This window comes from Rubrobacter tropicus, from assembly GCF_011492945.1.
GTDB lineage: Bacteria > Actinomycetota > Rubrobacteria > Rubrobacterales > Rubrobacteraceae > Rubrobacter_D > Rubrobacter_D tropicus.
The window spans coordinates 1-15,598 of record NZ_CP045119.1; the positions used below are offsets into that span (position 1 = coordinate 1).

At 63.3% G+C, this 15,598-nt stretch carries 13 protein-coding genes and 1 other RNA gene; 13 read left to right on the forward strand and 1 reads right to left on the reverse strand.

Translation table 11 applies throughout. The features are described from left to right. From dnaA to GBA63_RS00045, 9 genes are all read left to right on the forward strand, one after another. Entirely contained in the window at positions 1 to 1,338 is a 1,338-nt protein-coding gene (gene dnaA / locus GBA63_RS00005; RefSeq protein ID WP_166172290.1) for a chromosomal replication initiator protein DnaA, read from the forward strand. A 498-nt stretch (positions 1,339 to 1,836) separates the two neighbouring features. Then, the gene (dnaN, locus tag GBA63_RS00010) at positions 1,837 to 2,988 is read left to right on the forward strand and encodes a DNA polymerase III subunit beta (RefSeq protein WP_166172292.1); all 1,152 of its coding nucleotides are present in this window, start codon (positions 1,837 to 1,839) and stop codon (positions 2,986 to 2,988) included. After that, positions 2,989 to 3,183 carry an RNA-binding S4 domain-containing protein gene (locus tag GBA63_RS23865; RefSeq protein WP_166172294.1) on the forward strand — a complete coding sequence of 65 codons (195 nt, stop codon included), beginning with the start codon at positions 2,989 to 2,991 and terminating at the stop codon, positions 3,181 to 3,183. Then, positions 3,180 to 4,331 (forward strand): DNA replication/repair protein RecF, encoded by a 1,152-nt coding sequence (gene recF, locus GBA63_RS00020; protein WP_166172296.1) that lies wholly within the window; start codon positions 3,180 to 3,182, stop codon positions 4,329 to 4,331. The genes GBA63_RS23865 and recF overlap by 4 nt, the downstream gene beginning before the upstream one ends. A gap of 129 nt (positions 4,332 to 4,460) precedes the next feature. Further along, a complete protein-coding gene (gene gyrB, locus GBA63_RS00025) occupies positions 4,461 to 6,398 on the forward strand; it encodes a DNA topoisomerase (ATP-hydrolyzing) subunit B (protein ID WP_166172298.1) in 1,938 nt (645 codons plus the stop codon). Positions 6,399 to 6,510: 112 nt separating this feature from the next. Next, the gene (gyrA, locus tag GBA63_RS00030) at positions 6,511 to 9,069 is read left to right on the forward strand and encodes a DNA gyrase subunit A (RefSeq protein ID WP_166172300.1); all 2,559 of its coding nucleotides are present in this window, start codon (positions 6,511 to 6,513) and stop codon (positions 9,067 to 9,069) included. Position 9,070: 1 nt separating this feature from the next. Then, a complete protein-coding gene (locus GBA63_RS00035; protein WP_166172302.1) occupies positions 9,071 to 9,484 on the forward strand; it encodes a hypothetical protein in 414 nt (137 codons plus the stop codon). A gap of 59 nt (positions 9,485 to 9,543) precedes the next feature. Then, positions 9,544 to 10,743, forward strand: a complete 1,200-nt coding sequence (locus GBA63_RS00040) for an NYN domain-containing protein (RefSeq protein ID WP_166172304.1) — start codon at positions 9,544 to 9,546, stop codon at positions 10,741 to 10,743. 4 nt (positions 10,744 to 10,747) lie between these two features. Beyond that, positions 10,748 to 11,590: a nucleotidyltransferase family protein gene (locus GBA63_RS00045; protein WP_166172306.1), complete on the forward strand. Its 843-nt coding sequence runs from the start codon at positions 10,748 to 10,750 to the stop codon at positions 11,588 to 11,590. A gap of 44 nt (positions 11,591 to 11,634) precedes the next feature. Here the strand turns inward: GBA63_RS00045 and GBA63_RS00050 are convergent, their stop codons facing one another. Continuing rightward, entirely contained in the window at positions 11,635 to 11,925 is a 291-nt protein-coding gene (locus tag GBA63_RS00050; RefSeq protein ID WP_166172308.1) for a hypothetical protein, read from the reverse strand. A 95-nt stretch (positions 11,926 to 12,020) separates the two neighbouring features. Between GBA63_RS00050 and GBA63_RS00055 the strand changes: the two genes are divergently transcribed. The 4 genes from GBA63_RS00055 (at position 12,021) to GBA63_RS00070 (ending at position 15,591) form a co-directional block, all read left to right on the forward strand. Beyond that, positions 12,021 to 12,401: a hypothetical protein gene (locus GBA63_RS00055; RefSeq protein WP_166172310.1), complete on the forward strand. Its 381-nt coding sequence runs from the start codon at positions 12,021 to 12,023 to the stop codon at positions 12,399 to 12,401. A 26-nt stretch (positions 12,402 to 12,427) separates the two neighbouring features. After that, positions 12,428 to 12,805: RNase P RNA component class A (gene rnpB, locus GBA63_RS00060), an RNA gene on the forward strand. A 251-nt stretch (positions 12,806 to 13,056) separates the two neighbouring features. Further along, positions 13,057 to 13,818, forward strand: coding sequence for a hypothetical protein (locus tag GBA63_RS00065; RefSeq protein WP_207956986.1), 762 nt, complete (start codon positions 13,057 to 13,059; stop codon positions 13,816 to 13,818). Then, a complete protein-coding gene (locus GBA63_RS00070; RefSeq protein WP_228282242.1) occupies positions 13,819 to 15,591 on the forward strand; it encodes an FAD-dependent oxidoreductase in 1,773 nt (590 codons plus the stop codon). Positions 15,592 to 15,598: the final 7 nt, after the last annotated feature.

Below are 15,598 nucleotides of genomic sequence, written 5' to 3' on the forward strand. Positions count from 1 at the left end.
GTGGCGGGACGGGTAGACCAGGTATGGGCCGAGGTATTGGACCGGGCGTCCGAGCAGATCGACGTCTCCTCACTGAGGGTTTGGTTCGAGGGGATAAGGCCCGTGGACGTGCGGGAAGACAGGTTGGAGATCTCCGTCCCCAACACCTTCGCCAAGGAGTACATCGAGAGCCGCTTCCGCTCGCTCCTCGAAGAGGTTCTCGACTCGGTAATGGGCCGGGAGAGCTCGCTGGTGGTCAGCGTCGGCAGCCCTGCCGGAGCAGGGAACGGCGCCTCGGACGGGGCGGAGTCGGTGCTCAACGCCAGGGCGCCCCGGTCGTTCAAGGCCAAGTACACCTTCGACACGTTCGTGATCGGGGCCGGCAACCGGTTCGCCCACGCCGCGACCCTTGCCGTGGCCGAGACGCCCGGCGTCGTCTACAACCCGCTCTTCATCTACGGGGGCGTGGGCCTTGGCAAGACGCACCTGTTGCGGGCAGTCGGTCATTACGTCGAAGACCAGGACCCCAGCATGAGGATCCGGTACGTCACCTGCGAGCAGTTCACCAACGACTTCATAAACTCCATGAGGGACAACTCCCCTTTGGACTTCCAGAAGCGCTACCGGGAACAGGACGTTCTGCTCGTGGACGACATACAGTTTCTGGAGAACAAGGTGGAGACGCAAGAAGCGTTCTTCCACACCTTCAACGCGCTATACGAAGAGAACAAGCAGATCGTCATAGCCTCCGACCGGCACCCGAAATACATACAGACCCTCGAAAACCGTCTCGTCAGCCGCTTCGAGTGGGGACTCGTCACGGACATCCAGCCGCCCGACCTCGAAACCAGGATCGCGATCCTGCGCAAAAAGGCGATCATGGACCGCCTGGAGGTCGACGACGAAGTCCTGACGTTCATAGCGTCCAAGGTCTCGACGAACATCCGGGAGCTCGAAGGGGCCCTGGTCCGCATACTCGCCTACGCTTCGCTCTACGAGAGACGGGTAAGCGTTGCCCTGGCGGAGGAAGTCCTCAAAGACATCTTGCCTGACCAGGCGTACCGCGAGATCCCGATAGAGCTGATCCAGCACGAAGTCTGCCGGTACTTCGGTATCGCGAAGGCGGACCTCGTCGGCCAGAGCCGCTCCAAGGGCTTCGCCTACCCCCGCCAGGTCGCCATGTACCTCTCCCGCGAACTCACCGACGAGTCCCTGCCAAAAATAGGCAAGGCCTTCGGGGGCCGCGACCACTCGACCGTCATGCACGCGACCGCCAAGATATCCAGGCTCATAAACAGCGACAGGGACGCCTTCAACCAGATCCACGAGCTCACCTCGCACGTGAAGAGTAAGCGCTGAACCCCCTCCCCCCAGGGCAGCAACTTTGTAACAAATACACGGGCTCCCGACGCCGATATATCCACACCCTATCCACAGGTTCAGGGTTTTCCTGTGGATAACCCCCTCGAAACTGTCCACAGCTTTCGTGACTTATCCACAGGTTCTGTGGATAAGTGCTTGTTTTTGTGGATAAGTCGCGCGCTTCGAGTGGTTCACAAGAATACCAGTCGTATTTGCCTGTGGATAAACCTGTGGATAAGAGGGGTAAAAGCTGTGGATAAGTCTGTGGATAAAAATGTGGATAACCTCAGCCTGTGGATAACTCGGCACTTATCCACAATTTATCCACAGCAAAACGGGAGTTATCCACAATTTCTTCCACAGGCGTCACCGGTAGCATTGGGCTTAAGTAAAGCGGATTTTGGCGGTTATCCACATATCCACAGGCCTTATTATTATTATTAATCTAATAAATATATGTTCCAGTAGTAATAATAAGGGGAGAAGGGAGGCAAAATGAGGGCCGTTTGTAGCACCGATGTCTTTGGTAAAAAGCTTGCTCTGGTCTCGCGGGGGGTCTCTGCGAGGTCGACGATCCAGTTGCTTGGTGGGATCTTGCTCGAGGTCGAGGACGGGGCGCTGAAGTTGAGCGCTACGGACATGGAGATCTCGATCCAGACCACTTCGCCGGCGGAGATCGAAGGCGAGGGGCGGGTGGTCATCCCGGCTCGCATCTTCAACGACATCGTGCGGTCGTTGCCGGCCGGAAACTTCACGCTCGAGTACGACGGCTCCGAGGGGACCGTCAGGCTCGCCGCCGGCGAGAACGAGTACACCATTAGGGCCTACGCGGCGGACGACTACCCGAAGCTGCCGGAGTTCGACGCCGAGGGGGCGTTCAGGATGCCCGGCGAGTCGCTCGTGGAGACCGTGGAGAAGGTGTCCCGGTCGTATTCGAGGGACGAGACCAGGCCGGTGCTCACCGGGATCCTGATCTCCTTCGAGGACGCCAGGGTTCGGATGGTCACCACCGACTCCTACCGTCTCAGCATCAAGGAGACCGAGTTGGCGACGACGCCTTTCGAGGATTCGAGGGAGGCGATCATCCCGGCCAGGGCCATGACGGAGGTCTCCAGGATCTTCTCCGGCTCCGACGAAAACGACGTCGAGGTCTCGCTCTCGGAGAACCAGGCGCTCTTCAGGATCGGGGACGTGGTCTTCGGCACCAGGCTCATCGACGGGAACTTCCCGGAGTACCGGCGGCTGTTGCCGAGCGGCTTCGAGCGCGAGATCTCCGTCTCCAGGGAAGACTTGATGGGGACCCTGCGCCGGGTCAACCTGTTCGCCCAGAGGCAGACGCCGCCCGTGCCGGTGAGCCTCTCGTTCACGGAGGGCTCGGTCGAGGTGATCGTCAAGAACGGCGACGTGGGCGAGGCCCACGAGAAGCTGCCGGCAAACAGCGAGGACGATTTCCTGATCTCCTTCAACCCCGGCTACTTGCTCGACGGCGTCTCGGCGATAGACACGGAGAAGGTCAAATTCAAGCTCAACGAGGCGCTCAAGCCGGGCTTGATCGTGCCGGGCGAGAACGGCGAGGAGAACGGGGACGGCGGCGAGCCGGACTTCTTGTACCTGATCATGCCGATGCGCGACCCTTCCCGAAGCTAGTTGGACCCCGAACCCGGCATAACGCTCGGGCAGGCGTTGAAGGCCTCTGACCTCGTCGGGAGCGGGGGGGAGGCGAAGGTCCTGATCCAGGCGGGGGAGGTCCTCGTGAACGGCGAGGTCGAGACCCGCCGCGGCCGGAAGCTCGTCCCGGGCGACGTTGTCGAGGTGGGTGACGAACGCCTGGAGGTCGGTTGACCTCGTACCTGCGCGCCCTGCGCCTCGTCAACTTCCGCAATTACCCCGACGACACGGTCCTCCTCGGCCCGGGCCTGAACGTCGTGGTCGGGGACAACGCCCAGGGGAAGACCAACCTGCTCGAAGCGATCTCCTTTGCCGTCACCGGCTCCTCCACCCGCACCGCCAACGACGCCGAGGTGGTCCGCTGGAAACAGGACTTCGCCCGCGTCGAGGCCCGCGTCTCCTTCGACGACTCTTCGGACGAACGCAAGGTCGCCGTCGGCTACGCCCCCGGCCAGAAGAAGCGCCTCACCGTGGACGGGGCGTCCGCGGCTTCGCTCGCAAACTACTCCGCCGGCGGTGCGGGGGTACGGGCCGTCACGTTCTTCCCCGACGACATCAGGATCGTGAAAGGTTCCCCATCGGACCGTAGGGAGTTTCTCGATGGGCTCCTCTCGACCCTGAAGCCCTCTTACGCGAGGGCCGTGTCGGAGTACGCCAAAGCCGTCCAGCAACGCAACCAGCTGCTGCGAAGAATCAGGGACGGTTTCTCGTCAGAGCGGACGTTGTGGACGTGGGACCGGAAGGTGATCGAGCTCGGGGAAGAGGTGCTCCGGGGCCGCCAGGCGGCCATAGGGCCCCTCGAGCACTACTTCGAAAGCTCTCTAAGGGCCCTGTACGGCTCGGAGAAGGCCGCGATCCGTTACTCCTATAGCGCCACCCTCGACGGCTACGCGGAGACGCTCAGAGGGGCGCACAGCTCGGACATCGACAGGGGCACGACCTCCGTGGGGCCGCACCGGGACGACTTCGAGGTGCTGCTCGGCGGGGTGAACCTCACGACGTTCGGTTCGCAGGGCCAGCAGCGGCTGGCCACGCTCGCGCTCAAGTTCGCGGCCAGGGACCACATCAGGGGGGAGACGGGGGAGGACCCGATCCTGCTCTTCGACGACGTCATGAGCGAGCTGGACGAGCGCCGGCGAGACTTTCTCTCGGGATACTTTCTGGAGAGCACGCAGGCCGTCATAACCACCACGAACCTCGAATACTTCGACGCCGAAGTCCTCGGCCGGGCCCGCGTGATACGCATATCTGGTGGCGCCGTCGTGGATACTACAAGCGGTAGTGTAAGCGCGCGGGAGTTGTCGTCTCAGAAAAAGGCTTAGGTAAGCCACAAAACCGCAAAAACGCGCGTTGAGAAACGCGGGAGTTGTGTTACAATCTCCGGGTGCAAACCTCTATCGAAAAGAACGGTCTTGTTACTTTCGCGGAACATGAGATGAGGAGGGTCCTCTTTGGGGGCTAAAGCCGCTACCAAGCATTCCAGCAGCACGTACGATGCAAGTTCGATCCAGGTCCTCGAAGGGCTCGAGGCCGTCAAGCGGCGTCCGGGCATGTACATCGGGTCCACGGGCCCCAGAGGCCTCCACCACCTCGTCTGGGAGATCGTCGACAACTCCATCGACGAGGCGCTCGCCGGATACTGCTCGGAGATCCTCGTAACCGTCCACCAGGACGACTCCGTCTCCGTGACGGACGATGGTCGGGGGTTGCCCGTGGGGTCGATGGCCAAGTACGGCAAGTCGGCTGCCGAGGTCATCATGACCACGCTGCACGCCGGCGGCAAGTTCGACGGCTCGGGCTACAAGGTCTCCGGCGGCCTGCACGGCGTCGGCGCCTCGGTCGTGAACGCCCTGTCCGAGTGGCTGGAGCTCGAGGTCAGGCGCGAGGGGCACGTGTGGAGCCAGCGCTACGAGCGCGGTTTCCCGCAGGGTGAGCTCACGAAGGACCGCAAGCTCAAGAAGGGCGAGGGTACCGGGACCACCATAAGCTTTATGCCCGACCGGGAGGTCTTCACCGAGACCACCGAGCTCTCGTTCGACACGCTCACGCGGCGCTTCCGCGAGTCGGCGTTTTTGAACAAGAACCTCAAGATCCGGCTCATAGACGAGCGCGAGGAAGACCGGGACGTTACGTACCAGTACGAGGGCGGCATCAGGGACTTCGTGGCCCACATCAACGACGCCAAGGACCCGGTCCACAAGACCGTCTTCTATCTCGAGAGGGAGGAGGAGGTAGGCGCCGTCGAGGTCGCGATGCAGTGGAACAACGGGTTCCAGGACTCCGTCTTCACGTTCGCCAACAACATCAACACCCACGAGGGCGGGGCGCACCTCTCCGGCTTCCGGTCGGCGCTCTCGCGGACGGTCAACGCCTACGCCCGGCAGAAGGGAATCCTCAAGGAGAAAGAGGAGAACCTAACCGGGGACGACATCCGCGAGGGGCTCGCGGCCGTCATCTCGGTGAAGCTCTCCGAGCCGCAGTTCGAGGGGCAGACAAAGACCAAGCTCGGGAACACCGAGATCAAGGGCCTCGTGGAGAGCTCGACCAACAAGTTTTTGGCCGAGTTTTTGGAGGAGCGGCCTTCGGAGGCGAAGGCGATCATCAACAAGGCCTTGCAGGCGGCGCGCGCCCGGCAGGCGGCCCGGAAGGTCCGCGACACGATCCGCAAGGGCTACCTGGAGAGCTCGACGCTGCCCGGCAAACTGGCAGACTGTACTTCCAAGGACCCGGCCAGGAGCGAGCTTTACATAGTTGAGGGAGACTCGGCCGGTGGCTCGGCCAAGCAGGGCCGGGAGAGGAACTTCCAGGCGATACTGCCGCTCCGGGGCAAGATACTCAACGTCGAGAAGGCCAACATGAACAAGGTCCTCTCGAACGTCGAGATCCAGGCCATGATCAGCGCCATCGGCGCCGGCGTGGGGGAGACCTTCGACGTCGCGAACGCCCGCTACAACAAGATCGTCCTGATGACCGACGCCGACGTGGACGGCAGCCACATAAGGACGCTCGTGTTGACGTTCCTGTTCAGGAACATGCCCGAGCTCATAGAGGCCGGCTACGTGTACATCGCGCAGCCGCCCCTGTACAAGATCACGCACCAGCGCAAGGACCACTACGTCTACAACGACCGCGAGCTTCAAGAGACGCTTCGCCGGCTGAACGCCAACGGCAACGCCAACATCGGGCGCTTCAAGGGCCTGGGCGAGATGAACCCGAACCAGCTCTGGGACACCACGATGGACCCGCAGAACCGGACGCTCTTGCAGGTAACGGTAGAGTCCGCCGCGGTGGCCGACGAGCTGTTCACGGCGCTGATGGGCGACAAGGTCGAGCCGCGCAAGGCGTTCATCGAGGCGAACGCCGCCGAGGTCAAGAACCTGGATGCGTAACAGGGACGGCGCCGGGACACCCGGGCGGGAGAACCCGGGCCGGCGCCACGCGGACGGGAATACGAGGGGGAGGGATACCTGAACACCAGAGGCGACATAACGAGGAATCCAGATGCTTGATACTTTCTCGGGGAACATCCGTCCCCACTCCATAGAAGACGAGATAAAGGACTCGTTCCTTAGTTACGCGATGAGCGTGATCGTCTCCCGCGCCCTCCCGGACGTGCGGGACGGCCTGAAGCCCGTACACAGGCGGGTCCTCTACGCCATGCACGACCTCGGGTTGCAGCCGAACCGGCCCTACCGCAAGAGCGCCACGGTCGTCGGCGAGGTCATCGGTAAGTACCACCCGCACGGCGACTCCGCCGTCTACGACACGCTGACCAGGCTCGCCCAGAACTTCTCGATGCGCTACCCGCTCGTCGACGGCCAGGGCAACTTCGGCAGCGTCGACGGGGACCCGCCGGCCGCCATGAGGTACACCGAGGCGCGCCTCACGCGGATGGCGACCGAGATGCTCAGGGACATCAGTTCGGACACCGTGAACTTCGTCCCGAACTTCGACGAGAGCCAGCGCCAGCCCGAGGTGTTGCCGGCGCGGTACCCGAACCTGCTCGTCAACGGCTCGGACGGCATCGCGGTCGGGATGGCCACCAAGATACCGCCCCACAACCTCGGCGAGGTCATCGACGCGACCGTGGCGCTCATAGACGACCCCGAGCTCGACGACGAGGACGTCGCCAGGCACATCAAGGGGCCGGACTTCCCGACGGGCGGCGTCATCGTCGGCTTGAGGGGCATCAAGGACGCGGTGACGACCGGGCGCGGGTCGGTGCGGGTGCAGGCGCGGGCGCATACCGAGCAGATCAAGGGCAACAGGACCCAGATCGTGGTCACCGAGATCCCCTACCAGGTCAACAAGAGCTACCTGCTGCAGAAGATCGCCGAGCTCGTCAAGGAGCGCAAGCTCGACGGCATCTCCGACCTGCGCGACGAGTCCGACCGGAACGGGATGCGGATCGTCGTGGAGCTCAAGCGCGAGGCCATACCGAAGGTGGTCCTGAACAACCTCTACAAGCACACCCAGATGCAGCAGAGCTTCGGCGTGAACCTCGTGGCTCTCGTGGGCGGCGTCCCGAAGACCCTCTCGTACAGGGAGGTCCTCAAGCACTACGTCGCCCACCAGTTCGAGGTCGTAACCCGCAGGACCCGGTACGAGCTCGAGCGGGCGCAGGCGCGGGCGCACATCCTCGAAGGGTTGCTCATCGCGCTCCTGAACCTGGATGAGGTCGTGGCGACGATCCGCCGGAGCCGGTCCGTCGAGACGGCGCGCAACAACCTGATGAAGAACTTCAAGCTCTCCGAGCGCCAGGCGCAGGCGATCCTGGACCTCAGGTTGCAGCGGCTCACAGCGATGGAGCGGCAGAAGGTCGAGCAGGAGCACAAGGACCTGCGGGAGAAGATCGAGTACCTCGAGAGCGTGCTCGCCGACGAGGGCCTGGTGTACGGGATCATCAAGGATGAGCTCGCCGAGGTGCGCGCGGCCTACGCCGACGAGCGCCGCACGGCCATCACCGCAGAAGAAGGCGTCGACTTCGAGATAGAGGACCTCATAGCCGAAGAGGAGATGGTCATCTCCATCTCCAACGGCGGCTACCTCAAGAGCGTGCCCGTCAATACCTTCCGCAAGCAGGGCCGCGGTGGGATCGGTGTCGCCGGGATGGAGCTCAAGGAGGGCGATTACATCGACCACCTCTTCATCACGACGACCCACCACTACATGCTTTTCTTCACCAACAGGGGCAAGGTGTACAGGCTCAAGGTCCACCAACTGCCGAGGATGGGCAGAACTGCCAAGGGCCGGCACATCGCCAACCTGCTCCCGTTCGCTCAGGGGGAGAGGATCCAGACCGTCATCGCCACCAAGGAGTTCGACGAGGCGGCGTACCTGCTCTTCGCCACGAAAAACGGGATCGTCAAGAAGACGAACTTCCTGGAGTACAACACGCCGCTCAAGGCCGACGGGATCATCGCGATAAACCTCGCCGACGACGACGAGTTGATCTCCGTGCGTGAGGTCTCCGAGGGCGCCGACGTCATCATGGTCAGCCGCAACGGCAAGGGCATCCGCTTCAAGCAGAGCGACGCGAGGCCCATGGGCCGGGCGACCGCCGGCGTCAAGGGGCTCACGCTCGGCAAGGACGACGTCGTGCTCAGCATGGACGTCGTCAACGACGACGCGGCGGACCTGTTCATGATCACGGAGAAGGGCTTCGGTAAGCGCACGGCCCTCTCCCAGTTCCGTCCCCAGGGCCGCGGCGGTCAGGGCGTCATTGCCCTCAAGACCGACGGCGAGCGCGGCAAGCTCAAGGGCGTTCGGGTCGTGCGTCCGGGCCTGCACGAGCTGGTCATAGTCTCGAACTTCGGGACCACGATCCGGATCGACGCGGACTCGGTCTCGCAGCAGGGGCGCGCGGCGCAGGGAGTCAGGGTGATGAACCTGCGCAGCGGCGACTCGGTGAGCGCGCTGGCGAAGGTGGCGGCGTCGAGGTCCGCCGACGCCGACGGGGCCACCGACGAGCTCTCGCTGGAGGAGATCACGGGCGAGGAGGAGATCAACGATTCCGCCGCCGGCCTGCCGGAGGCGAACGGCTCAGGGGGAGGGGAATAGGGTGCACAAAGATTGCGACGGCGTGGTCGAGTGTACGGCGCTCGTCCTGGCCGAGGGTTGCTCGGAGCTCGAAGGCCGGCTCACGCTCTTCGGGATACTCGATGAGATCCGGCCCGCCGAGAGCGGCGAGACCTCTTTCGTCGTCTACACCAAGTTCGAGGGCTGCGAACACGCCACGGACGACGAGAGACGCGCGCGCCTGATTATCACCGACGAAGACGGGGAGATGCTCGTGGAGTCCGACGAGTACCCCATTTGGTTCGCCGACGCCGAAGACCCCGCCACCATCGTCGCCGCCTTCGACCTGCCGCCGGACTTCGCGGACGGGGAGACGGTCCTCTGGGTAGAGGCCGTGCTGGACGACGAGACACTGTCCCAGACCGCGGTCAGGGTCCACGACCGCTACAGCGTGTAAATACCGACAAGAGGCCCGGGAGAACCCCGGGCCTCTCTCATTTGCGAGGAAATAAACCTATGCCAGAAGATCTTGCGATATTCATCGACTGGGAGAACATCTACATCTCCACGGTCACGGAGTACAAATCAAAGCCGAACGTCTCGGCGATCCTCGAAAAGTCCCGCGAGTACGGCCGGATAGTCTCGGCCACGGCCTACGCGGACTGGACGGAGGGCGACTTCCGCCAGGCGCCGCCCACGCTCTACTCGAACGGCATCTCGCCCCGCTACATCTCGGCCCGCTACTTCCCGGGTGGCAAGGCCTCCAAGCGGCGCACCAACTCGATAGACGTGATGCTCGCGGTGGAGTGCTCGGACTTTCTGCACAAGCACCCGCAGGTGGATACCTACGTGCTCGTTACGGGGGACGGGGACTTTATCCCGCTCGTGAGCCTCTTGCGGAGCCAGGGGAAGACGGTCGTCGTGATCGGGGTTTCGGAGGCCACCTCTTACCACCTGATCGAATCGGCCGACCACTTCATCTCCTACGCCTCCTTGCTCGAGGAGGACCGCGCGGCGCGCACGCCGGACAAGGAGCCGAAGAAGAAGGCGGCAGACCCTTACCAGGAGCTCGTCAGGGCCGTGGAGACGCTGAAGAACGGCGGCAGGCCAAGGGTCCTCGGGCAGGTGAAGCAGCAGATGATCGTGCAGCTGGGCTCCTTCGACGAGCGAAACGTCGGCTTCAAGAAGTTCAAGGACTTCGTGGTCGAGGCCGAACGCCGCAACCTCGTCAACACCGTGGATCAGGACCTGGAGCTCCAGGTCTACCTCCCGGACGAGAAGATCCCCGACCTTCAAGGTTCCGACCTCGCCTCCGAGGACCCGAAGGAAGACACCACCACAAAGCAGCCCGTCCCGACCTCCCGCAACGACGGCAAGAACAACCGCGGGGACCAGAACGGGCGTCAGGCCGAGAAGCCGGAATTCGACCTTCTCGAAGACCTGACCTCCTACGAGCTCAAGACGGTCTGCAACACCGTCGCGGGGTTAAAGCAGCCCGCTTCGTTCGTGGAGATCTTCTCGAGCATCAGGGAGCTCGACGAGCGCGGCGAGCTGGAGCTGTCGAGGGATGAGATCGGCGAGGTCATCAACGCGATGCTCGAAGCCGACTACCTCGACAAGGTCCGCCAGAAGCCATACGAGGCTGCCAAGGCCGACATGAACCTCTACGCCCTCAACGCCGACAAACCGGAGGTCAAGACCGCCCTCAACGCCTGAAGCCGTGCCATCCGACCTAACGCTCTCCATCGCCAGGGAGGCGGCGGAAGGGTTGGCGGGGGATGGGGCCGAAGCCGTGGTCCTCGTCGGTAGCCACGCCCGCGGCGACGCCGGGCCCGAGTCCGACGTTGACCTCCTCGCCGTTGGCCCGCAGGCGTTCTCGTTCAGGCTCGAACGTCGCGGCGGGTCGCTCGTCTCCGTGAGCTCCCGTCAGCTCGGCTCGTATCGTCGGGAGTTGGCTGACCCCGGCTCCGTCTGTGCGGCCGTCCCCGGATGGCGCGAGGCCGTGCCGGTCCACGATCCGCTGGGGATAGCGGCTTCGTTGATCGGAGAGGCGAAAGCCTGGACCTGGAAGCCGCTGGCCGAACGCTGCGACGGATGGGTGGCCGAGGAGATCACATCCTTCGCCGAGGAGGTCCACAAGCTCGTCTCCGCGCTCCGTCGCGGCAATCGCACGGCCGCCGCCGTCCAACGCTCGCTGCTCGCGACGCGCCTGGCACCCATCCTCGCCGTACACCGGCGCATCCTCTACGGCTCCGAGAACGCCCTCTGGGACACCGTCGGGTCGGAGATGGGGGAGGAATGGCGGCGGGCGCAGTCTTCGTCCCTGGGGCTCGACGGCGAACCGTTCGAACAGACCTGCCGGGCCGCGCTAGAGTTGTACGGGCTCGCGGTTGACGACGCAGGATACCTCTTCGATGAGCGCCAGAAGCGAGTAGTGAGTCACGCCTTGGAACTCGCCGGTTTGGCTGACGACTGGAAGCAGATCGCTGAAAACTCTAGTCGTAGAGCGGCTTGCATAAGAGATGAACCCGGAAGTTCAAAAGGTTTTGAGGTTTTCAGTTAATCGCTGAAGCCTTCACAACGGGCTCCATCCTTATGCAAACCGCTTTAATCCGCCAGCTTGTCGACGGTCAATCGGGCGAGGACCAGGGCGGCGGCGATCTGGACCACCGATAGGCCTAGCGTCGCGGCCACCTGCGGCGCGGAGGAGCTGGTAAAGATCACGTAGAGAAAGATCAAGAGTCCGAACCCGACGGCGAACCAGAGGCCGGACTGGACCTTGTAGCCCGGGCCTCGCTCGCGCCAGATCACCGTCCCGATCAGGGCGGGGATGTAGAACGCGAGTATCATCGGCACCAGCCGCAGCAACACTACCCCGATGTCCAGAAGGTTTTCCACGGCAAAAGTCTACACCAAAGGCGGTGAAATACTGGAAAATATGCGCCAAAGTATGTAGGCTGATAGCCATATTGTTAGACAGAAGGCGGTAGGTCATGGGCATAAACCAGCGGATCTCACTCAGGAAGTTCGTGGACGACATCCGGCGCTGGGTCGACGAGGGGAGGAGCGACGATTGGATCGCGAGCGCCCTCGGCACGAGCCCGTCCTCCGTCCAGTCTTTCCGGTCGCGCAACGCGATCTACCGCCGCGGAAACGTCTCGACCCTGAATGACCCCCAGGACTACGCGGCCTACGAGGGAGTGCTCGAGTCGAGCGGCCCCGGCGTCTGGTTCGACCCCGGCATAGAGGACGACCCGCGCTGGAAGAAGCGCTGGAACGACGCCCAAAGAGTGGAGTTGCGCCTCACCCCGACCAGGATAGTCCTGGTCCGCCGCAACGGCGGCGCCAAATTCCGCACCAACCCCCAGCCTTAGGGCCTGCGTTATAATCGACGAGGGTTCGGGCCGTCCGACCCGTCGCTGCGCGCGGGGTTCGCCCCGTTCGTAGAGCAAAGTCCGGACTCGCAGCAGAGGCCGCTCGGGCCAACAACCCGAGGGGCGGGGGTCGCAAGCCCCCCGTCACGTCAAGTGCAACAGAGAGTAGACCAGCCGATGGATCGTAGCTTCGCTACAGATCACAGGTGATGGGTGAAAGGGTGGGGTAAGAGCCCACCGGCGGAACCCCGAGAGGGGCCGGCCAGGTAAACCACCGGTGCGAGCAAGCCAAAATCGTCTGGTCTCCAGACAGGTAGGTGCAGCTCCGCAAGGAGCCCGAAGTGAAAGCTTCGGAGATGGATGGCGGGATAGAGCAGAATCCGGCTTACGGGACGGCCCGAACTCAGGTTTCAGGCTACGGGTTACAGGCTTCAGGAGTTGGGTATCCACCGCGTCCGAACGCCGATCTTACGGCTGTGGCGGGGATCGGCTTCTACGGGAAGGGGACCGAATCGCACCCCTGAAGCCTGTAACCTGATACCCGTAGCCTCAGAATCGATTCACAGAACGCCGCTTGCCAATCCTCTATACTGCCCGGACTGAGAAAACGCCCTAAGTTACAAGTAGGCACAAGCATTTAGACAGGAGAACAAGCTTGTCAGCGATAGCATCCGCTTGGAAGAGGTTGCCGTGGTGGGTCGAGCCGATGACCGTGGTGTTGGTGTTGGGCTTTTTCGGCCTCTACTCTTTTGTCATAATCGCGCTGTTTCCCGGCACGTTCCAGCAGTTCGTGTCTCCGTTCTACTCGCCTGAGGTCCCGCTGCCGAACTGGATGCCTGGTTTCGTGACGGCGCCGATGCTGGTTTTGTGGATACCGCTCGGGTTCAGGGCGACGTGTTACTACTACCGCAAGGCGTATTACCGGGCTTTCTTTTTCGATCCTCCGGCGTGCCGGGTCGACGTGCAGCAGAAGGACCGCTTCTGGGCCGGCAAGAACGCGGCCGAGGGGTACAGGGGGGAGCGGGCGCTCTTCGTGTGGAACAACGTTCACAGGTACTTTTTGTACGCGTCGATCATCGTCGTGTTGTTCCTCTGGTACGAGGCTTTCGTGACGCTGTTCGGGCCTCAGGGGTTCCAGATCAGCATCGGCTCGCTGCTGTGGTTCCTGAACATCGTGTTGCTCTCGGCTTACACGTTCTCGTGCCACTCCTTCAGGCACCTGATCGGCGGAAACAAGGACTGTTACTCCTGCATCCGGGGTGGGAACGCGCGGCGCAAGACCTACAACTTCGTGAGCAGGCTCAACCTGAAGCATCCCCAGTGGGCCTGGCTCAGCCTGTTCTCGCTGCTTGCGACGGACATATACCTGAGGTTGCTGCAGACCGGCGTGATAACCGACCTCAAGATAATAGGGTAGGTGGTGGAGTTGCAGAGGGACGGATACCAGAACGGCTCTCGCGAGCGGTACGAGGTTCGGGAGCACGACGTCCTGATCATCGGCGCCGGCGGGGCGGGCCTCAGGGCGGCGGTCTCGGCGACGCAGCGCGGCCTCTCGGTCGGCATCGTTACGAAGTCATTGCTCGGCAAGGCGCACACCGTCATGGCCGAGGGCGGCATGGCCGCGGCTCTGGGGAACGTGGACCCGGACGACTCGTGGCGCCAGCATTTCATGGACACCATGAAAAGTGGGAAGTTCATAAACAACTGGCGGATGGCCGAGATCCACGCCAAGGAGTCCCCGGATCGGGTCTACGAGCTGGAGCAGTGGGGCGCCCTGTTCAACCGGACGCCCGAGGGCAAGATAAGCCAGCGGCCGTTCGGCGGGCACACCTACCGGCGTCTCGCGCACGTCGGGGACAGGACCGGGCTGGAGCTGATCCGGACGATGCAAGAGAAGGCCCTCGCCACGGACGCGAAGGTCTACATGGAGACCACGGTCACGAAGCTCCTGAAAAACAACGGCCGCGTCGTCGGAGCACTCGCCTACACCCGCGAGTCCGGCAAGTTCGTCCACTTCAAGGCGAAGGCCGTCGTGATGGCGACGGGCGGCTGGGGCCGCATCTTCAAGGTAACCTCGAACTCCTGGGAGGGCACGGGCGACGGCGTCGTCCTCTCCTACGACGCTGGTGCGGACCTGGTCGACATGGAGATGATGCAGTTTCACCCGACGGGGATGGTCTGGCCCCCAGGCGTGCGCGGCCTGCTCGTGACTGAGGGCGTGCGCGGCGAGGGCGGTCTGCTCCGCAACTCCGAGGGCAAGCGGTACATGGAGAACTACGACCCGCAGAAGATGGAGCTCTCGACGCGCGACGTGGTGGCGCGGGCCAACTACACCGAGGTCCAGGAGGGGCGCGGCTCCGAGCACGGCGGGGTCTACCTGGACATCACGCACCTCGGCTACGAGGGCATCATGAAGAAGCTGCCGACGATGTACGAGCAGTTCAAGAACCTGGCCGACATAGACATCTCCCGCGAGCCCATGGAGGTCTTCCCGACCGTCCACTACACGATGGGCGGGGTGAAGGTCGACCCCGAAACTTGCGAGAGCAGCGTTCCCGGCCTCTTCGCCGCCGGCGAGGTCGCGGGCGGCCTGCACGGGGCAAACCGCCTCGGCGGGAACTCCCTGTCCGACCTGCTCGTCTTCGGGCGCAGGGCCGGGGAGGGGGCCGCTGAGTACGTCCAGCAGAGCACGCACTCTACCGAGATCGAGGAGCAGGAGCTGCTGACGGAGATCGGACGCGTGCTCGAGCCCCTCGAGAAGAGGGGAGACGGCGAGAGCCCCTACCTCATCCAGCAAGAGTTGCAGGTCGCCATGATGGAGCACGCCAACCTGATGCGAGATGGTGACTCCCTGCAGGAGGGTCTCGGCAAGATCCTCGCGCTCAAGGACAGGTTGCCGCGGGTGAGCGTGCCGGGGAGCCGGCTCTTCAACCCCGGCTGGCACACGGCGCAGGACGTGAGGTATCTCGTTCAGATAAGCGAGATCATCCTCAGGACAGCGCTCGAGCGCAAGGAGCGGCGGGGCGCGCAGTGGCGTCTCGACTACGACGGTCCCGACGAGGAGCTCGGGGGGATCAACTTCATAGTTTCCAAGGACGAGCAGGGCGAGGTCGGCATCGAGCGGCGCGAGATCCCGCCGATGCCCGAGCACCTGGCGAAGCTCGTGGAGGAGGAGAAGGCCAAAGCATGACGACAGG

Bases quoted from the DNA above. Each gene is read 5' to 3' on its own strand.
- GBA63_RS00040 (WP_166172304.1), top strand. From the start codon at position 9,544: ATGCCAGAAGATCTTGCGATATTCATCGACTGGGAGAACATCTACATC.
- gyrA (WP_166172300.1), top strand. From the start codon at position 6,511: ATGCTTGATACTTTCTCGGGGAACATCCGTCCCCACTCCATAGAAGAC.
- GBA63_RS00055 (WP_166172310.1), top strand. From the start codon at position 12,021: ATGGGCATAAACCAGCGGATCTCACTCAGGAAGTTCGTGGACGACATC.
- dnaN (WP_166172292.1), top strand. From the start codon at position 1,837: ATGAGGGCCGTTTGTAGCACCGATGTCTTTGGTAAAAAGCTTGCTCTG.